Here is a 19,183-nt window from a genome sequence, read left to right as displayed (position 1 = left end):
GCAGCCATCCCCGCCGGCCGCGATCCTGCCCCGGAAACCGGCACCGGCTCGCCACCGGCCGCACCGACAGCACCGCTCCCCGCACCGGAATCCGGCGCGCCTCCGGCTCCTCGTCCGCCTCCGGATCCAAGCGGCCCAGCAGGGCCAGCCGGCGCCGCTGTCGGCGGCACCGCGAGCGCGCACTCAGCAGTGATGCCGGTCGCAGCCACGACGCCACTCACCACATCGGGATCCGGCGCGCGTTCGGCAGGCGCGACCGGCCTGGTGAGCGACCGCACGCGGTCCCGGCCGATCACCGCTGCCCGGACACCGATCGCGTCCTGAACACGCGCTCGGCCAACTGGTCCGCTACCCGTGCCATCCCCCGCAACCCGCCTTACGCACGTCGACGCGGCGGCGGCGCTGACCGGCGGCGGACGCAGGGCTGACGGCGGAAGAACGGCTCCTGCTCGCCCGCCTCCGGCTCGTGATCGGTCGCGACACGGCTGGCGGCGAAGGAATTGAGGTAACCGTGGCCTTCGGCACGGACAAGGACGGCGCGGACCAGATACCGTCGCCACCCACTGAACCGAGGCTTAGCTCCACTCGGGGTGCGGACCAAACGGCGGGTTCCGGCGGTCGGCCGGCTCGCCACGACCTCCTCGGCAGAGGTCGGCTCAGGGCGAGCGGCCACGCCCGGTTGTTCACTACCGCCTAAGGAGGACCGGGTGCCGCCTCCGGCAAGGGAACCCGGGGGCTTCGCGCCGCTCAGAACGCGAACGAACCGCAGGATCGGCGCCGCAGGATCACTCACGACCACCTCGGCAAAAGGCTGTTCAGGCGGGCAGTCACGCACCCGGCCAACTGTCCCACCACCCATGTCGTCCCCAGCCGCCCACCCAAGGGAACGGGTGCCGCGTCCGGCAGCGAAACTCGGGGGCTTCGCGCGGACCTCGGCGGGTTCGGGCGGCGATCGCGAGTTCACCCACGACTTCCTCGGCGGAGGGCTGCTCGTCGCCTCTAGCGCCTCGTTCGGCGAGCGACCCCGTCGCCTCAGGTCAGAACGAGTCGTCTGACGGGTCCTTGTCCGGCTGGCAGACCAGGCACGGGGTGCAGCCCCGCTCCTTTGCCGCCGCCGGGGACAGGGTCTCCAGGTCGTCCGCGTCGTCGGCGATGTCCTCGATGAGGGCGCAGTCCGGGCGGTGGTAGCGCTTCGTGCCGCTCAGGATGCGGACGAACGGCAGGTCCGAGTGGGCCGCGGGCTCGTCCTGCTCCTCGGCGGGGGGCGTTTCCTCGGCCGCTTCGGGCTCGGGGGCCGGCTCCGGCTCCTCGACGGCGGGTTCCGGCTCCGGCTCGTCCGCCACCAGGTCGTCGGTGCTCCCGGCGAGCGGCTCCTCGGCCTGAGCTTCCTCGACCACCGGTTCCTCGACCACGGGCTCCTCGGCCTCGGCGTCGTCCTCCGGCGGCTCAGGTGCCTCCGGCTCCACCAACGCGTCCTCGTGGCTCGCAGTCTCCTCGGCCGGGCCCTCGTCGGTCGTCTCCGGCGGGCTCGTGTCCTCGGCCGGCTCATCGTCGGCCGAGTCCTGCTCCGAGCCGTCGGGGCGTTCGAGGGGCTCGAAGAACGACCGCTTGCGCGCCGCTGAGGGTCGTTCCGCGGCCGGCTCGGGTGCCGCCTCCGGGATGTCGCCGACCTGGTCGAACTGGGTCGTCTCGGCGGCACCCTCCCTCTCGGGACGGGTGCTCGTCTCGGGCTCGTCGCGGAGCTCGGCGGCCGCTGGGGACGCGGCGGCGGGCTCGATCTCTGCGGTGCCCGAGTCAGAGGAGGAGGAAGTGGTAGTGCTGGGGATGTCGTCGTCGTCCAGCCGGGTGACCGGCAGGTCGGTCCGGGTCACCTGTGCCGGGTCGTCGCCTCGGCCGCCGAGGTCGGCGGTGTCCAGGGACTCGGTGGACCGGGCGTCATCCGACTCCTCGGAGTCGTTCTCGGTGAAGGCCGCTCGTACCGCCAGGGCCGTGTCGGGCAGGCATGCCGTGCACGCCGTGAAGCCCTCCTCACGCGCCTCGACGAAGGTGAGCTCCTCCTTGTCGCGGCCCGCCAGCTGACGGCAGGTCTCCAGGTGGTAGCGCTTGCGGCCGGGGACCACGAAGACGCTCGTCTCGGCGGGCACGTCCAGCGCCGTCGCGGAGGTCGCGGGGACCGTCGGGGCGTCGTCTCCCGCTCCCACGCGCGCCTTGGCCTTGGCCGGCCTGGCGGCCTTGCCGGACCGGCTCGCCGCGGACCGCTTGGTGCTCGCGGACTCGGCGCTGCCGAAGAGCTCCTTGCGTCGCAGGAACACCCCGATGGCCAGGCACAGGGCGGAGATGATGCTGACTCCGATGGAGACATAGATCAGCTTCAGCCCGTCAAGCCCCGCTACCTCGTGCCCGGTGTTGCCGGTGACTATGCCCGTGACAAGAAGGGCGATCGCCACCACGACGAGCACACCACTCAGGATGATCACGCAAGGTCTCCCTCTACCGACCGTCGTACGGAGATGCGCAGCAACGCTAGCGCAACTTCGACCGATTCGGCCGCCTCCAACCCGCTACCACTTTGTTCTAAGAGAGACATTCGCCCTCTCATGACGCTGGCGTGGTCACCGGCGGTCGTGCGGCGGGTTGTCGGCGGTGTGAAAACCCCCGGTCGCGTGCTGGGCGTGCTGGACCGGCTCGGGCTGCTGCTGCGGGAACGGGTTCTGCCCGGTGTTACCCGGACCCACCGCGGGCTGGCCGTTGCGGACCTCGGCGTGCTGCGGCACGGGCTGCTGCTGCTGCTGAGCAGGTTGCGGACCGGTGCCGGTGGGGCCGCCGAACGGGCCGCCGTGGCTGCCGGCCTCGAGCTCGCGCAGCTGGCCCTCGAGGTAGGCCTTCAGGCGGCTGCGGTACTCACGCTCGAAGGCGTTGAGGTCGTCGACCATGCGCTCGAGCTCTTCGCGCTGCTGCACGAGGGAGCCCATCGCCTGGCGGTGACGGTCCTGCGCGTCGCGCTCGAGGGACTCGGCGCGGGCGCGGGCCTCGCTGACGATCTGCTCGGACTGGCGGCGGGCCTTTCCGAGGATCTCCTCGGCCTCGCGGCGTGCGCGGCCCAGGGTCTCGTCGGCCTCGCGGCGGGCGTCGGCGATCGCCTGGTCGGCCGTCTGCTGCGCGAGCGCGAGCACGCGGGCGGCCGTGTCCATGTTGTCCTCACCCGGGCTGCTCACCTGAACGGGAGGCGGCGGGGGGGCCTGCTGGGGCATGCCGAGACCGCCGAGCACGGGCTCCGGCTCCTTGGGCTCCGGAGGCTTGGGCGGCTCAGGCATGTGGGTCATCTCGGGCTTGGGCTCGACGATGGGGGCGGCCATCGCCGGCACCTTGCCACGGAGGCACTCCGCGAGCTTGGCGCGCAGCTCCTCGTTCTCCTGGATGAGCCGGTCGAGCTCGGCCTCGACCTCATCGAGGAAAGCGTCGACCTCCTCTTCGTCGTATCCCGGCCGAAGCCGGGTGGTACTGAACTGCTTGTTACGCACATCCGCGGGTGTCAGCGGCATCTGGTCTCCTTGGCGCGCTTGGAGTCTGTCCCCGAACGGACGGTACCCGATCAGAGCGGCTGGACGACGATGATCAAGAACCAGACCACGAAGAAGAGGACCGTGAAGCTCAGGTCGAACGCAACGTTACCCAGCCGAACCGAAGGGATGAAACGACGTAGCAGTCTAAGGGGTGGATCGGTGATCGTGTACGTCGTCTCCGCTAGTACCAGCACCACCCCCGTAGGCCTCCAAGACCGGGCGAACGCCTGAAGCGTCTCGAGTACCAGTCTGCCGATGAGGAACAGCAGGAACAGGTAGAGCGGGATGCTCAGGTAGTTTCCAAGGTTCACGAACACTCTCGCATGTGGCTGTCAGCTCTGATTGAAGAACCCTCGTTCTGCCATACGGGCCTTGTCTTCGGCCGTCACCTCGACATTGGCGGGGGACAACAGGAACACCTTGTTCGTAACACGCTCGATGCTCCCGTGCAGGCCGAATATGAGACCAGCCGCAAAGTCGACGAGACGCTTGGCGTCACTGTCGACCATCTCGGTGAGATTCATGATCACCGGGGTCCCCTCCCGGAAGTGCTCTCCGATCGTACGGGCCTCGTTGTAGGTCCTGGGGTGAAGCGTAGTGATTCGCGCAAGGTCTGACACCGTGGACTCGGCAAGTGAGGTCCGTCGTTCGCCGACGAAGGGCTTCTGCTCGCCTTCGGCCTGCTCCGGAGCGCTCAGGGCCGGTGCGGACGACTCGTCGTCGGCACGGTCACCCCGGCGACGGTCCGCGGCCTCGTCGTCGTAGATGTCGTACTCGTCGTAGTCATCATCGTAGCGATCGTCCTCCACAAGGCCGAGGTAGACCGCCATCTTGCGCATCGCGCTGGCCATACGCCCCCTCCGTCGTCTGCCGACTGGGTCCTTGCGGGAAGCTTCCGCTGATCGATCGCCTGCGTTTAGACGCGGACGCCAAGGTCCACTGTGGGGACATTACCTGACGATTGCCCGTCGGCCTCCGAGCAACGCCGTACCGACACGGACGTGTGTCGCGCCGGCCGCGATTGCCTGTTCCATATCCGCGCTCATGCCCGCCGAGACCGTTTTGGCGGAGGGATAGGAGGCGCACAGAGAATGGGAGATCTGCGCCAGCCGCTCGAATGCCGGCACCGGATCCGCGCCGAGCGGAGCGACCGCCATCACACCGCCGAGTTCGAGTCCGTCCGCGGCGGAGATCGCGTCGGCGAGCGGGCGCACTTCTTCCGGGTCGGCGCCGCCACGCCCCTCCGCCTCGTCGAGAGAGACCTGGATCAGGCAGCGCAGCGGGCGCTCCGCGCCCACGGCGGCGCGCGAGAGCGCCGTCGCCAGCCGGGCCCGGTCCACGGAGTGGATTACGTCACTGTAAGAGACCACCGAGCGGGCCTTGTTGGTCTGGAGCTGACCGACGAAGTGCCAGGTCACGCCGAGATCGTGGCACTCGGCCGCCTTGGGCGCCGCCTCCTGGTCGCGGTTCTCCGCGACATCCGTCACACCGAGTTCGGCGAGCAGCCGTACGTCCGAGGCGGGGAAGGTCTTGGTGACGGCGATGAGCGTGACCTCGCCGGGAGAGCGGCCGGCCGCCTCGCACGCCTTGGCGATGCGCTCACGCACGGCCCTCAGGTTGGCGGCCAGGTCGTCTTTGCGGCTCATGCCCTCTTCACTCCCGCGGGACGCGCGTGGCGTCGGCTGATGATCGTGAAGAGTCTCCCACGATTCCGCGGGACGCCACGGCGGCCGGTCCCGGTCACGGTCACGGGGCCGGCGCGTGGCTACTTGAGAAAGTCGGGCACGTCGAGGTCGTCGTCCTCGTCGAACACGACGGGACGGCGGCGTGCCGAGTCGGAGTTGAGGCGCGCCGCGGTCGGCTCGGTCGCCGGCCGCGGCACCTTAGGGCCCGCGACGGCCTCACTCGAGGCCGGGCGTGGCGGAGCCGTTCCTCCGGAGTCGGGCTTGTCGGTGCGCGACGCCTCGGATTTGGTCTCCTGCGGCTTGGACTGCTCCGGCTTGGGCGGCGCGGGCTTGCGCTCCTCCTCGGCCGGCTCGGCACCGCGCTGCGGGGCGGGCATCGGCGTGACCCGCGGCGGGGCCGGCGCCTGCGGCGGGACCACCGGGCGCGGAGCGGCCACCGGAGGCGTCGCCACAGGCGGCGTCGCGACGGCCGGCCGGGGCGGGGTGGCCCGCTTGGACTCCGGTAGGGGCCCCGATCTGCCCTCGGACTGGACCTCGTCGAAGCCGGCCGCGATGACCGTCACGCGGACCTCGTCGCCGAGGGCGTCGTCGATGACCGCGCCGAAGATGATGTTCGCGTCGGGCGCCGCCGCGTTGGACACGAGCTGCGCCGCCTCGTTGATCTCGAAGAGACCGAGGTCGGACCCGCCGGAGATGGACAGCAGCACGCCGTGGGCGCCGTCGATGCTGGCCTCCAGCAGCGGGCTGGAGATCGCCATCTCGGCTGCGGCCACCGAGCGGTCGTCGCCGCGCGCGGAGCCGATGCCCATGAGGGCGGAGCCGGCTCCGGACATGACCGACTTGACATCGGCGAAGTCGAGGTTGATCAGGCCGGGCGTGGTGATCAGGTCGGTGATGCCCTGGACACCGGAGAGGAGCACCTGGTCGGCGGCCTTGAAGGCGTCGAGCACGCTGACCTGGCGGTCGGAGATCGACAGCAGCCGGTCGTTCGGGATGACGATGAGGGTGTCGACCTCGTCGCGCAGTGTCTCTATGCCGGCCTCGGCCTGCATCGCGCGCCGCTTGCCCTCGAAGCTGAAGGGGCGGGTCACCACGCCGATCGTGAGCGCGCCGAGCGACCGGGCGATGTTGGCCACCACGGGCGCTCCGCCGGTGCCGGTGCCGCCGCCCTCACCCGCTGTGACGAAGACCATGTCGGCGCCCTTGAGCACCTCTTCGATCTCTTCCCGGTGGTCCTCGGCGGCCTTGCGGCCGACATCGGGGTTGGCTCCCGCGCCGAGACCGCGGGTGAGCTCGCGGCCGACGTCGAGCTTGACGTCGGCGTCACTCATGAGCAGCGCCTGGGCGTCGGTGTTGATCGCGATGAACTCGACGCCCTTGAGTCCCTCTTCGATCATTCGGTTGACGGCATTGACACCGCCGCCGCCGATGCCGACGACCTTGATGACCGCTAGGTAATTCTGCGGTGCTGCCACAACGAGGGGCCCTTCCGCTCGCTCTGTCGTTATATTCGCAGCCGCCCATACGGACGACCGTCACGTTTCTCTTGCCGGGCCGGAACCCTCACCCTCAAGTTGAGACTTAGAGTTATGTCAACCTAAGGCTGATACGGACAGTAGGGGCGCACCACTGCAGGGTCAACTAACCCGGCCCCGAGCCGATCGGCGTGTCGCGCGACATCCCACTAATTCTGACTTCGCCCCCGCCGCGCGCCGAACCGGCCCCGTCACGCGGCCGACCCAGTGTGGCGTGCCCGGGGGGTTCACCGCTACTCGGTGGTGACGACCTCGGGCGAACTCACGTCAATGGACTTGATGCCGCGCTGCGGAGTCGTGCTCAGCAGACCGCGTAGCAACCGTAGCTTGTCGGGCGTGCGTTCCGGTGCGCCCCACACGATCGTGACCCCCTCCTTGAGGCGCAGTGTGACGGCCTCGGGCGAGCGCGCGTCGACGCTCGCGACACGGTTGGAGATCCACGGCGGCAGGGCCCGGATCACCGCCAGACCGGACCGCAGCGCCGGGTCGGTCGGCGTGGGATCGGCCACGCTGAGCGACGGCAGGCCGCGCGGGCGCGCCGCCGATGTGAGGACCGTCACCCCGTAACGGTCGACCTGGAGGAACCGGTTGTCGCGCTGCACGGCGGCGATCGGGGTGCGCTCGCGTATGACGATGCGGACCGTGGCCGGCCAGCGGCGCTCGACGCGGACGGTCTCGACCTCCTGGACCGCCTCGACCCGGTCGCGTACGGCACCGGTGTCGAGCCTGATGAGGGGCTCCCCGAGGCGTACGCGGGCGACGGCGAGCACCCGGTCGCGGGGCACCAGCCGCTCCCCCACGACGTCGATGTGCCGGGCCACGAGCAGCCGCGAGCCCAGCAGGACCCACGCGGCCGTGCCCAGGACCCCGACGACGAGCAGCGTGACGAACAGCACCTTCCAGCGGCTGGACCGGCGCCGTGGCGGCGCCGCTTCCTCCACGTGTTCCGGAGTGTCCGTACCACTGCTCACCTGGGCCTCCTCCCCGCCTGACGGCCGGCCGCCCAGGCGGCGGGTCAGGCGCCGAGCAGCCCGAGGATCTTCGGTCCGAGCCTTGTCACGTCCCCGGCGCCCATGGTGATGATGACGTCCCCGGGCGCGGCCATCGCCGCGACACGCCCGGCCACCGCGTTTCCGTCCGCCTCGTAGACGACCCGGCCGTGCGGGACGGCCTTGGCGACGAGCTCGCCGGTCACCCCCGGGATCGGGTCCTCGCGGGCCGGGAAGACGTCGAGGACGACGACCTCGTCGGCCAGGCCGAGCGCGGCGCCGAACTCGGCCGCGAAGAACTGGGTCCGGCTGAACAGGTGCGGCTGGAACACCGCCACGATGCGGCCCCCGCCCAGCTCACCGACGTAGTCGCGGGTGGCCCGCAGGTCGGCGGCCAGCTCCGTGGGGTGGTGGGCGTAGCTGTCGAAGACCCTGACGCCGCCCACCTCGCCCTTGGGCTCCAGGCGGCGCCGGGCCCCGGTGAACCCGGCCAGCCCCTCGGCGATCGCGCCGGCGGCCACGCCGAGCTCGACGGCGGTGGCGTAGACGGCGGTGGCGTTGAGCGCGTTGTGGCGCCCGGGCACCGACAGCTCCATCGCCCGCCCGCCCACGGTGAACCGTGAGCCGAGCCCGCGTGGCGCGAAGCCCTCCGTACGGTAGCCGGCGTCCTCGGCCTCGCCGTAGGTGCGGACGGTCAGGCCCCGCGCCGCACCCTGCTCACCCAGTGCGCGCGCGGCCTGGTCGTCGGCGCACACCACGAGCAGGCCGCCCGGCTCGATCCGCTCCACGAAGCGGGCGAAGGTCTCGGTGACCTTCTCGAAGCTGGCGTAGTTGTCGAGGTGGTCGGCCTCCACGTTGGTCACGATGGCCGCCGTCGGGCGGAAGTTCAGGAACGAGCCGTCGCTCTCGTCGGCCTCGGCGACGAACAGGTCGCCGGAGCCGTCCGCGGCGCCGAGACCGGTGGTGACGAGCTGGCCGCCGATGCAGTAGGACGGGTCGGCGCCCGCGTGCTGCAGCGCCACCGTCAGCATCGAGGTGGTCGTCGTCTTGCCGTGTGTGCCGGCCACCGCGACGGACCGGCGGCCCGCCATCAGGGAGGCGAGCGCGGCGGAGCGGTGGAGCACGAACAGGCCGCGCTCGCGGGCGGTGGCCAGCTCCGGGTTGGTCTCGCGGATCGCGGTGGAGACGACGACCGTGGCCGCGTCGCCGAGGTGCTCGGCGGCGTGGCCCACATGCGTCGTCGCGCCCATCTCGCGCAGCTCGGCGAGCAGGTCGGAGTCCTTCGCGTCGCTGCCGGAGACGGGGATGCCGCGCTCCAGCATGATGCGGGCGATGCCCGACATGCCGGCTCCGCCGATGCCGACGAAGTGCACCCGCCCCAGGCGGTCGGCCGGAACGACCTCGACCGGCGTCACCAGGCTCATGACCGCTCCCCCGGCACGCTCACGCGCCCGCCGCCACGACCCGGGCGACCATCTTGGCCAGGGCGACGTCGGCGTCACGGCGGCCCATGCGCGCCGCGGCCTCCGACATCTGGGCGACCCGCTCGGCGTCGGACAGCACCGGCAGCACGTTGCCGCGGATCCAGTCGGCGCTCAGCTCGGCGTCCTCCACGAGCAGGCCGCCGTGGCCGGCGACGATCGGCTCGGCGTTGAGCCGCTGCTCGCCGTTGCCGATCGGTAGCGGGACGTACGCGGCGGGCAGTCCCACCGCGGTCAGCTCGGCGCAGGTGATCGCGCCCGCCCGGCACATCGCGAAGTCGGCCGCGGCGTACGCGAGGTCCATCCGGTCGCAGTACGGGAGCATGACGTAGGCCGGGTCGTCGGCGGTGACCTCGGGCTCGCTGGCGTTCTTGGGGCCGACGATGTGCAGGATCTGGATGCCGGCGGCGCGCAGCGAGGGCACCGCGTCGCTGAGTGCGCGGTTGAGGGAGCGCGCGCCCTGCGAGCCGCCGAAGACCAGCAGCGTCGGCAGGTCCGAGCGCAGCCCGAAGTGCGCGCGCGCCTTGTCGCCCATGCCGAGCCGGTCGAGGGTGGAGATCTCCCGGCGCAGCGGGATGCCCACCACCTCGGCGTGCGGCAGCGGGGTGTCGGCCGTGGCCACCGCGACGTGCTCGGTGAACCGCGCGCCCAGGCGGTTGGCCAGGCCGGGCCGCGGGTTCGCCTCGTGCACGATGATCGGCACCTTGCGGCGCCGCGCGGCGAGGTAACCGGGGGTCGCGACGTATCCGCCGAAACCGACCATCACGTCGGCCTCGGTCCGGTCCAGGACGCTCGCCGCCGCGTTGATCGCGCCGGCGAGACGGCCGGGCACGGTCAGCAGGCGCGGCGTGAGCGTCCGGGGTAGCGGGACCGGCGGGATCAGCGCGAGTTCGTACCCGCGCTGGGGGACGAGTCTGTTCTCCAGCCCGCGTTCGGTTCCCAGGCACGTCACCTGGACTCCCGGGTCCTCCCGCCGCAACGCGTCGGCGAGGGCCAGCGCGGGTTCGATGTGTCCTGCGGTGCCGCCGCCGGCCAGGACAACCCTCATGCTCGTGCTCCTGCTCATCGGTCGCTCAACCGTCCTCACTCGCTCCGCGGACGGGGGTTCGGCCCGGTCGTCCGCTCCGCTCGTTCCGGCGGGGTCGCTCCATGTCCATTGGGTCGCTCACCCTGCTCACGCGCTCCGCGGACGGTCTGCCAGTCTCGGCCGTCCACCTCGCTCGCCGCGGTGGGTTCGCTCATTTCCGTTTCCTCAGCGCTTAGCCAGGCCCAGCCAGCTTAGAGCCAGCACGGCCGGACCCGGACCACGTGCCGCCAGGGCCTGCCGCGCGCCGGGCTCGCGCTTGGCGAACGACAGCAACATGCCCAAAACGATCAACGTGGGGATCAATGCTGACCCACCGTACGACACCAATGGCAGAGGGATACCCGTAATGGGCAGGACGCCGATCACCGCGCCGATGTTGACGATGGCCTGTACGGCCAGCCAGGCGGTCGCCCCGGCCGCCGCGAGCTGCATGAACGGGTCCTTGACGCGCCGGGCGATCCGCAGCCCGGCGTAGGCGAGCAGCCCGAACAGACCGAGGACGACGAGAGTCCCGATCAGGCCGAGCTCCTCGCCGATGATGGCGAAGATGAAGTCGGTCTCAGGGTGGGGCAGGTAGTTCCACTTGGCCCGGCCCTCGCCCAGGCCGGTGCCGAACCAGCCGCCCGAGGCGATGGCGTACAGGCCCTGGAGGCCCTGGTAGTTGAGGGTGAGCTGGTTGCCGGACTGGTCGAGGAAGCCGGTCAGGCGCTGGAGGCGGTACGGCTCGACGACGATCAGGATCGCGACCAGCACGCCGGTCACGCCGGCCATGCCGACGAAGAGCCGCCCGGGCGCGCCCACCACCCACAGCAGGGCCAGGAAGATCGTGAGCAGCACGAGCGTGGTGCCGAGGTCGCTGCCGAGCATGACGAGCATGACGAGCACGCCGGCGCCGGGCAGCAGCGGGATCAGCAGCTGCCGCCACTCGGTGAGCTGGCGGAGCTTGTCCTTGCGGGCCAGCAGGTCGGCGCCCCACAGGATGAGCGCGAGCTTGGCCGGCTCGGAGGGCTGGAGCTGGAACGGGCCGCCGAAGCTGATCCAGCGCTGCGCGCCGTTCACGCTCTGGCCGAGGCCGGGGACCAGCGCCACCGCCAGGGCGAGCGCGGACAGCAGCATCAGGGGGTAGGCCAGCACGCGGAAGATCCGCGTCGGCATGCGCGCCGCCAGCCACATCAGGGGCAGGCCGATGGCCACCCACAGCGCCTGCTTCTCGAAGAGCGTGAAGGCCGAGCCGGTGTCCTGGTACTGCCGGATGCTGGAGGCCGACAGGACCATCACCATGCCGAGCGCGAGCAGCAGCATCGAGCAGCCGAGAATCAGATAGTAGGAGGTCAGCGGCCGGTCCAGCAGGCTCCCCGGCCCGGACAGCCAGCCGCGCGGGCCGGACCGCTCCTCCTCGTCGCCGTGCCCTGCGCTCGTGACCCGCTCACTCACCCGCGAAACCATCGGCCCACCTTCGTCGCGACTCCTGCCCCAACGTGCCCTCAGGACCCGGTGAGGCGCCTCACCGCGGCGGCGAAGGCCTCGCCGCGCGCCGGGTAGCCGGCGAACATGTCGAAAGAGGCTCCCACCGGCGCCAGCAGCACCGTGTCGCCGGGCCGTGCCATGGCGGCCGCGGCACCGACGATGCGGTCCATCGCCCCAGTGTCGGTGTCGGCGACATCGACCACTGGGACATTCGGCGCGTGTCGCGCAAGTGCCGTTGCAAGCTGCACGCGATCGCGGCCCATGAGGACCACGCCGCGCAGCCGGTCGGCGCAGGAGCGTACGAGCTCCTCGACGTCGGCGCCCTTGAGAAGACCGCCGGCGATCCAGACGATCGAGCGGTACGCGGCCAGCGACGCGGCGGCGGCGTGCGGGTTGGTGGCCTTGGAGTCGTTGACGTAGGCGACGTCGCGGTGGGTGGCGATCAGCTCGATGCGGTGCGGGTCGGGTGTGAACGCGCGCAGGCCGTCGCGTACGGCGTCGGTGGAGACGCCGAAGGCGCGGGCCAGCGCCGCCGCGGCGAGGGCGTTGGCCACGTTGTGCGGGGCGTAGGGCCGGACGTCGGTGAGCTCGGCCAGCTCGGCCGCCTCGCGTACGGGGTCGGCGGTGAACGCGCGGTCGACGAGGAGGTCCTCCACCAGGCCGAGCTGCCCGGCGCGCGGCGAGCCGAGGGTGAAGCCGACCGAACGCTCGGCGCGCTCGCCGAGGCGGACGGACCACTCGTCGTCGACGTTGACGACGGCGAGGGTGCCCGGCGCGAAGATCTTGGCCTTGTCGGCGGCGTACGCCTCCAGGGAGCCGTGCCAGTCGATGTGGTCGGGCGCGACGTTGAGGATGGTGGCGGCGTAGGGCCGTACGGACGAGGACCAGTGCAGCTGGAAGCTGGACAGCTCGACGGCCAGCACGTCGTAGCCCTCGCCGGAACCGGTGCCGTCTCCCGCCACGGCCTCGACGATGGGCGTGCCGACGTTGCCGACCGCGATCGTGCGGTGACCCGCCGCGGCGAGCATGCAGGCCAGCATGCGCACGACCGTGGTCTTGCCGTCGGTGCCGGTGATCGCCAGCCACGGGGCCGCGTGCGGGCCGCGCAGGCGCCAGGCCAGCTCGACCTCGCCGACGATCTCTACGCCGGCCTCGGCCGCCGCCGCGAGCAGCGGGGCGTCAGGGCGCCAGCCGGGCGAGGTGACGACCAGGTCCGTCCCGGCCGGGAGCGTGTCGCCGTCGCCGAGGCGCACCGTGACACCAGGCAGCGCGATCTTGGCGCGCAGCGCCTCGTCGTCACGCGCGTCGACGAGCGTGACGACGGCGCCGCGGGCCGCGAGCACCCTCGCGGCCGCCTGGCCCGAGATGCCCGCGCCCGCCACGCACACGCTGCGGCCGTTCCATCCTGGCTGTTCCGGGGAGGGGTGCGCCTCCGTCAATGGCCCGGCATCCATTCGATGTAGAAGAGGGCCAGGCCGGCCGCCACGCAGAGCGCGGAGATCAGCCAGAACCGCACCACGATCGTCGTCTCCGCCCACCCGGACAGCTCGAAGTGGTGCTGGAGCGGCGCCATCTTGAACACCCGTTTACCGGTGAGTTTGAACGAACCGACCTGGATGATCACCGACAGCGTGATGATCACGGGCAGCCCGCCGAGGACGACGAACAGCATCTGGGTGCGGGTCATCACGGCGAGGCCGACGATGACGCCGCCGAGACCCAGCGAGCCGGTGTCGCCCATGAAGATCCGCGCGGGCGGGGCGTTCCACCACAGGAAGCCGACGAGGGCGCCGAGCACGGCCGCGGCGACGACGGCGAGGTCGAGCGGGTCGCGGACGGTGTAGCAGTTGGGCGCGAGGGCGACCTCGGTGCAGCTGTTGCGCAGCTGCCAGTTGCCGATCAGCACGTACGCGCCCAGGACCGAGCCGACCGCGCCGGCGGCCAGGCCGTCGAGGCCGTCGGTGAGGTTCACCGCGTTGGACGTCCCGGCGATCATGATGAGCGCCCAGGCGACGAACAGGTACGGGCCGATGGAGGGCCCGAAGTCGCGCAGGAAGGACAGGTGCGTCGTGGCCGGCGTGATGTCGTAGCCGTTGGGGAACCGCAGCGACAGCAGCGCGAACACCACGCCGATGATGATGATGCCGATCATCTTCGCGCCGCTGCGGAGGCCGAGGCTGCGCTGCTTGAAGACCTTGATGTAGTCGTCGACGAACCCGACGACGCCGAGGCCGGTCATCAGCAGCAGCACGAGCACGCCGGAGACGGTCGGCCGCGTGGTCGTGGCCAGGTGCGCGATGGCGTAGCCCACGAGCGCGGCCACGATGAACACGGTGCCGCCCATCGTGGGCGTGCCCCGCTTGCCGAGGTGGGCCTGCGGGCCCTCCTCACGGATCATCTGCCCGTACCCGAGGCGGCGGACGAGACGGATCCATACCGGCGTGCCGAGCAGCGCGATGATCAGGGAGAGGGCCGAGGCGACCAGGATGGTCCTCACGCGTCGGTGCTCCTCTCGGAAAGTACGGCCTGGGCGACCCGTTCGAGCCCGGCGACGCGCGACCCCTTGATCAGCACGACGTCACCCGGCCGCAGCCGCTCGCCCAGCGCGGCGACCGCCGCGCCGACATCCTCGACCTGCACTCGTTCTCCTGTCCATGTCCCCACCTGCTCGGCCCCCTTCAGCACGGCCGCGGCGATCTCACCGACCGCGATGAGGCCGGCGACACCGCCACGCGCGGCGTAGGCACCGATCTTCTCGTGCTCGCCGACCGTCGACGCGCCCAGCTCCGCCATTTCCCCCAGAACGGCGTACGCCCGGCCTTCCCGCGCCATGTGGACGACGGTGTCGAGGGCGGCACGTACGGACTCGGGGTTGGCGTTGTAGGCGTCGTTGACCACCGTGACGCCATCGGGGCGTTCGGTGACCTCCATCCGCCAGCGGCTGGCCGGTTCGGCCTCTGACAGCGCCGCCGCGACGTCGGCGACCGGCATGCCCAGCCGGCGGGCCGCGGCGGCGGTGGCGAGCGCGTTGGCGACCGCGTGCGCGCCGTACAGCCGCAGCCGCACCGGGGCCGTGCCCTCGGGCGTGACCAGAGTGAACCGGGACCGCCCGGCGGCGTCCAGCGACTCGTCGGCGGCGTGTACGGTCGCGTCCGGCGCCCGGCCGAACGTCACGACCTCCGCGGCTGTACGGGCGGCCATCGCGGCCACGAGGGGGTCGTCGGCGTTGAGGATCGCGGTGCCCTCCGCGGACAGCGCCTCGACGAGCTCGCCCTTGGCCTTGGCGATGACGTCGCGGCCGCCGAACTCGCCGATGTGCGCGCTGCCGACGTTGAGGACGATGCCGACGTCGGGCGGCGCGACGCGGGCCAGGTGCGTGATGTGCCCCAGGCCGCGCGCGCCCATCTCCAGGACGAGGTAGCGCGTCTTCTCGTCGGCCCGCAGCACGGTGAGCGGGTGGCCGATCTCGTTGTTGAACGACCCGGGCGGCGCGATCGTCGGGCCCAGCCGGGACAGCACGTGGGCGAGCAGGTCCTTGGTGGAGGTCTTGCCCGCCGACCCGGTGAGGCCGACCACGGTGACGTCGGGGAGGCCGTCCACGACCGCGCGTGCCAGCGCGCCCATCGCGGCCAGGACGTCGTCCACGACGACCGCCGGTGCGCCGACCTCACGCTCGGCCAGCACCGCCGCGGCGCCCGCCGCGACCGCCTGGGCGGCGAAGTCGTGGCCGTCGGAGCGCTCGCCCCGCAGTGCGGCGAACAGCGTGCCGGGCGCGGCCTGCCGCGAGTCGATGACGACGGGGCCATCGACCACGGTCTCGGGGGCCGCCCCGTCCAGCCTGCCGCGGGTGATCTCCGCGATCCTCGCGAGGACTAGTGGGATCAAGACTGCTCCTCGTCGGCTGCGTTGCCAGCCGCTGTGTCCGTGTTCTTCACGTCGCCGGCCGTCCCGCTCCGGCACTCGCGCAGCGCGCGCCGTACGACCTCGCGATCGTCGAACGGGAGGACCTCACCGGCGATGTACTGCCCCTGTTCGTGTCCCTTGCCCGCGACGAGGACGACGTCGCCCCGGCGGGCACGGCCGATCGCGAGCGCGATCGCCGCCTCCCGGTCGGGCTCCACGATGACGTGGGCGCGTTCGTCCTCCGGCACGGTGAGTACTCCCCCGACCATAGCGGTGAGAACGGCCCACGGGTCCTCAGAGCGCGGGTTGTCGTTGGTGAACACCGCGACGTCGGCGCGGCGTGCCGCGATCTCTCCCATGACCGGGCGTTTGCCCTTGTCACGGTCGCCGCCGCAGCCCAGCACGATGGTGAGCCGGTCCTCGGTCAGCGGGCGGAGCGTGGCCAGGACCGCCTCCACCGCGCCCGGTTTGTGCGCATAGTCGACCAGGGCGGCGAAGTGCTGGCCCTCGTCGATGTTCTCGAGGCGGCCCGGCACTCCCGGCAGGCGCGCGATCCCCTCCACGGCCGTCTGCAGGGCGATGCCCGCCTCGACCAGTGCGACGATCGCGCCGAGGGCGTTGGCGACGTTGAACGGGCCGGGCAGCGGCACGCTCGCCGCGGCCTCGACGCCGCCGGGCCCGACGACGCGGAAGGTGCTCCCGGAGGAGGCCAGGCGTACGTCGGCCGCCCGCCAGTCCGCGCCGGGGTCGCCGTCGGCGGAGAACGTGGTCACCGGGACCTTCGCGACGTGGGTGAGCCGCCGGCCCCAGGAGTCGTCGACGTTGACCACGCCGAGCCGGCTGCGCTCGGGGGTGAACAGCGTCGCCTTGACGGCGAAGTAGTCCTCCATGGTGCCGTGGTAGTCGAGGTGTTCCTGGGACAGGTTGGTGAACAGCGCGACCTCGTAGAAGGCCCCGCCGATCCGGCCGAGATCGAGCGCGTGACTGGAGACCTCCATGGCCGCCGCGGTCACTCCGCGCTCGCGCATCAGCGCGAACAGCGCGTGCAGGTCGGTGGCCTCAGGCGTGGTCAGCGCGCTCGGCAGCGTCTCGCCGGCCACCCTGATCTCGATGCCGCCGACGAGGCCGGTCTCGTGGCCCGCCGCCCGGAGGCCCGCCTCCAGCAGGAACGTCGTCGTGGACTTGCCGCTGGTGCCGGTGACGCCGAGCAGGGCCACGTCGCGGGCCGGCCGGCCGTACACCCAGGAGGCCACCTCGCCGAGCACCGCGCGCGGGTCGTCGACGACGAGCACCGGGACCCCGGCGCGCTCGGCGCGGATCCGGCCCTCGTGGTCGGTGAGGATCCCGGCGGCCCCGGCGGCGGCGGCCTGCTCGGCGAAGACGGCGCCGTGGAAGCGGCTGCCCGGGAGCGCGGCGTACAGGTCGCCTTTCCGGACCTTCCGCGAGTCGTGCGTCACCCCGGTGACCATGCCGCGCATCGGCTGTCCCTGCTCGCTCAAGCCGAGAAGGGACACGAGCCCGGACAGCGAACGGGCGGGCACGGACTTGGGACGCATGGGGTCGGGTCTGTTGGACACGGCGGAGAGAGTACCGCCGGTCACCGGTGGTCTGCGTAGATTCGGATCTTCGGAGACTTGCTGCCGGTCGGCGGGATCCGGCGGCTCTGCAGCGCGAAGCTCATGACGTTCTTGAAGACCGGCGCGGCGACCTGGCCTCCGTAGTAGCCCTTCTGTGGTTTCTGCAGCACGACCTCGACGACGAGCTGGGGAGAGTCGGCGGGCGCGAAGCCCACGAACGTCGAGGTGTAACCGCCGCCGGTGTAGCACTTGCAGCGAGGGTTGACCTTCTGCGCGGTGCCGGTCTTGCCCGCCACCCGGTAGCCCGGAATCTGGGCCAGCGGGGCCGTGCCGTCCTTGGTGGTGACGCCCTCGAGCATACGGGTCAGCTCGCTCGCCGTGGTCTGCTTGATCACACGGCGGGAGGCCGGGCGGGCCGCGGGGGTCAGGACGCCCTTGTCGTCGAGGGTGCCCGCGATGACGTTCGGCGTCACGCGGACGCCGCCGTTGGCGATCGTGGCGTACACGCTCGCGGTCTGCAGGGCGTTGACCGACACCGTCTGGCCGAACGCGATGGAGTAGCGGTCGGTGCCCCACCACTGGTTGACCGGCTTGAGGAGCCCCGGGCTCTCGCCGGGCAGGCCGATACCGGTCGTCTCGCCGTAGCCGAAGGCGCGCATGTACTGGTACAGCTCAGTCGGCGTGACCTTCTCGCTGGCCATGATCGTCCCGACGTTGCTCGACTTGGCGAGCACGCCGCCGAACGTGAGGTGCTCGGGCGCGTGGCGCTCGGAGTCGTTGAACGTCCGGTCGAAGAACGTGATGTGGTCGGGCACGGTGAAGGGCGTGCTCGGCGTGACGCCGCCGGCCTCCATCGCCGCCGCCGCGGTGACGACCTTGCTGGTGCTCCCGGGCTCGAAGCCCTCCTGCACCACCCGGTTGCCGCGGTTCGCGTCGCTCGCCTTGTAGTAGGTCGCCGGGTCGAAGGTCGGCGCGGTGGCCATGGCGAGGACCTGCCCGTTGCGCGGGTCCATGACCACGACGCTGCCGCTCTGCGCGCCGGTGGCCTTGACCTGCTTGGCGATCGCGTCCTGCGCCTTCCACTGGATGTCGCGGTCGAGGGTCAGCCGCACCCCCTTGCCCGGCGTGGGCTTGCTCTGCTCGTCCTCGCCCATCGGGATGCGCTGGCCGGTCTCGCTGAGCTCGACCTTCTGCCAGCCGCTCTTGCCCTTGAGCATGGTGTTCAGGCTCGACTCCAGGCCGCCGCCGCCCTCGTCGTCGAGGTTGACGAACCCGGCGACGTTGGCCGCGAGGTTGCCGTCCGGATAGACGCGGCGGTACTCCTGCAGCGTGCCGATGCCCTTGAAGTCCATCGCCATGATCATGCGGGCCCGGTCCGGCTCGATGTGGTGGGCGAGCTCGACGTAGCGGTTCGTCTTCGAGGACGGGACCAGCTTCTTGAGCAGGTCGGCCTGGTTGAGACCCAGCATCGTCGCCAGAGAGGAGGCGATGCGGGCACGCTGGGCCGGCTCGACCATCACCGGGTCGGCGTAGATCACCCGTGCGTCGGCGGTCATCGCGAGCGGCTGCCCCTGCGCGAACGTGATCGGCCCGCGGATCGCCGGAAGGTCGATGCGGTTGAGCCGCTGGCGCACGGCCAGGTCGGCGTACCCCTTGGACTCGATGCCCTGCAGCTGGACCAGGCGCCCGGCGAACAGCGACAGCACGAAGGCGACCAGGAGCAGCCCGACGTTGAGCCGCTTGACCGGGTCACGGCGGATCATCACCCCGCGCGGGCGCGCCGGAGGACGCCGCGCCGGAGTGGTCTTCGGCCGCGGCGGCTGGCGCCGGGGCGGCGGGGGCTTGGTCGCGGCCCCGCGGCCCGCCCCCGGACGCGCCCCGGGAGTGCGCGGACGG

General features: G+C 71.7%; 15 protein-coding genes. All 15 read right to left on the bottom strand.

Annotated elements, in window-relative coordinates; all coding sequences use genetic code 11:
• Positions 1-1,037: 1,037 nt before the first annotated feature.
• Positions 1,038-2,477, bottom strand: a complete 1,440-nt coding sequence (locus tag QWU11_RS00075) for a hypothetical protein (RefSeq protein ID WP_290102845.1) — start codon at positions 2,475-2,477, stop codon at positions 1,038-1,040.
• A gap of 135 nt (positions 2,478-2,612) precedes the next feature.
• Positions 2,613-3,542, bottom strand: a complete 930-nt coding sequence (locus tag QWU11_RS00070; protein WP_290102844.1) for a DivIVA domain-containing protein — start codon at positions 3,540-3,542, stop codon at positions 2,613-2,615.
• 50 nt (positions 3,543-3,592) lie between these two features.
• Complete coding sequence (locus QWU11_RS00065; RefSeq protein WP_290102843.1) at positions 3,593-3,874, bottom strand: YggT family protein; 282 nt, start codon at positions 3,872-3,874, stop codon at positions 3,593-3,595.
• Between the two features lie 21 nt (positions 3,875-3,895).
• The gene (sepF, locus tag QWU11_RS00060; RefSeq protein WP_290102842.1) at positions 3,896-4,414 is read right to left on the bottom strand and encodes a cell division protein SepF; all 519 of its coding nucleotides are present in this window, start codon (positions 4,412-4,414) and stop codon (positions 3,896-3,898) included.
• Positions 4,415-4,513: 99 nt separating this feature from the next.
• Entirely contained in the window at positions 4,514-5,209 is a 696-nt protein-coding gene (locus QWU11_RS00055) for a YggS family pyridoxal phosphate-dependent enzyme (protein WP_290102841.1), read from the bottom strand.
• A gap of 119 nt (positions 5,210-5,328) precedes the next feature.
• A complete protein-coding gene (gene ftsZ, locus QWU11_RS00050; RefSeq protein WP_290102840.1) occupies positions 5,329-6,723 on the bottom strand; it encodes a cell division protein FtsZ in 1,395 nt (464 codons plus the stop codon).
• A gap of 293 nt (positions 6,724-7,016) precedes the next feature.
• Complete coding sequence (locus tag QWU11_RS00045; protein WP_290102839.1) at positions 7,017-7,754, bottom strand: FtsQ-type POTRA domain-containing protein; 738 nt, start codon at positions 7,752-7,754, stop codon at positions 7,017-7,019.
• A gap of 44 nt (positions 7,755-7,798) precedes the next feature.
• Positions 7,799-9,196 carry a UDP-N-acetylmuramate--L-alanine ligase gene (gene murC, locus QWU11_RS00040; RefSeq protein ID WP_290102838.1) on the bottom strand — a complete coding sequence of 466 codons (1,398 nt, stop codon included), beginning with the start codon at positions 9,194-9,196 and terminating at the stop codon, positions 7,799-7,801.
• 19 nt (positions 9,197-9,215) lie between these two features.
• Positions 9,216-10,301, bottom strand: coding sequence for an undecaprenyldiphospho-muramoylpentapeptide beta-N-acetylglucosaminyltransferase (gene murG / locus QWU11_RS00035; RefSeq protein WP_290102837.1), 1,086 nt, complete (start codon positions 10,299-10,301; stop codon positions 9,216-9,218).
• 204 nt (positions 10,302-10,505) lie between these two features.
• Positions 10,506-11,708, bottom strand: coding sequence for a putative lipid II flippase FtsW (ftsW, locus tag QWU11_RS00030; protein WP_290103314.1), 1,203 nt, complete (start codon positions 11,706-11,708; stop codon positions 10,506-10,508).
• A gap of 116 nt (positions 11,709-11,824) precedes the next feature.
• Entirely contained in the window at positions 11,825-13,246 is a 1,422-nt protein-coding gene (gene murD / locus QWU11_RS00025; protein ID WP_290102836.1) for a UDP-N-acetylmuramoyl-L-alanine--D-glutamate ligase, read from the bottom strand.
• A complete protein-coding gene (gene mraY / locus QWU11_RS00020; protein ID WP_290102835.1) occupies positions 13,243-14,304 on the bottom strand; it encodes a phospho-N-acetylmuramoyl-pentapeptide-transferase in 1,062 nt (353 codons plus the stop codon). The genes murD and mraY overlap by 4 nt, the downstream gene beginning before the upstream one ends.
• Positions 14,301-15,692 carry a UDP-N-acetylmuramoyl-tripeptide--D-alanyl-D-alanine ligase gene (gene murF, locus QWU11_RS00015; RefSeq protein WP_290102834.1) on the bottom strand — a complete coding sequence of 464 codons (1,392 nt, stop codon included), beginning with the start codon at positions 15,690-15,692 and terminating at the stop codon, positions 14,301-14,303. Before murF ends, mraY begins: the two co-directional genes overlap by 4 nt.
• On the bottom strand, positions 15,689-17,266 hold the full coding sequence (locus tag QWU11_RS00010; RefSeq protein WP_290103313.1) for a UDP-N-acetylmuramoyl-L-alanyl-D-glutamate--2,6-diaminopimelate ligase: 1,578 nt from the start codon (positions 17,264-17,266) through the stop codon (positions 15,689-15,691). Before QWU11_RS00010 ends, murF begins: the two co-directional genes overlap by 4 nt.
• Before the next feature lie 41 nt (positions 17,267-17,307).
• Positions 17,308-19,183, bottom strand: a 1,876-nt coding sequence (locus QWU11_RS00005; protein ID WP_354670789.1) for a penicillin-binding protein 2, incomplete at its 5' end; no start/stop codon positions are given.

It is taken from the genome of Actinomadura sp. DC4 (genome assembly GCF_030406325.1).
Taxonomy (GTDB): Bacteria; Actinomycetota; Actinomycetes; order Streptosporangiales; family Streptosporangiaceae; genus Actinoallomurus.
The sequence above is the reverse complement of the archived record's forward strand: the minus strand, read 5'-3'. Positions and strand labels throughout refer to the sequence as shown.

Bases quoted from the DNA above. Each gene is read 5' to 3' on its own strand.
- QWU11_RS00070 (WP_290102844.1), bottom strand. From the start codon at position 3,542: ATGCCGCTGACACCCGCGGATGTGCGTAACAAGCAGTTCAGTACCACC.
- sepF (WP_290102842.1), bottom strand. From the start codon at position 4,414: ATGGCCAGCGCGATGCGCAAGATGGCGGTCTACCTCGGCCTTGTGGAG.
- QWU11_RS00055 (WP_290102841.1), bottom strand. From the start codon at position 5,209: ATGAGCCGCAAAGACGACCTGGCCGCCAACCTGAGGGCCGTGCGTGAG.
- murC (WP_290102838.1), bottom strand. From the start codon at position 9,196: ATGAGCCTGGTGACGCCGGTCGAGGTCGTTCCGGCCGACCGCCTGGGG.
- murG (WP_290102837.1), bottom strand. From the start codon at position 10,301: ATGAGGGTTGTCCTGGCCGGCGGCGGCACCGCAGGACACATCGAACCC.
- QWU11_RS00010 (WP_290103313.1), bottom strand. From the start codon at position 17,266: ATGCGTCCCAAGTCCGTGCCCGCCCGTTCGCTGTCCGGGCTCGTGTCC.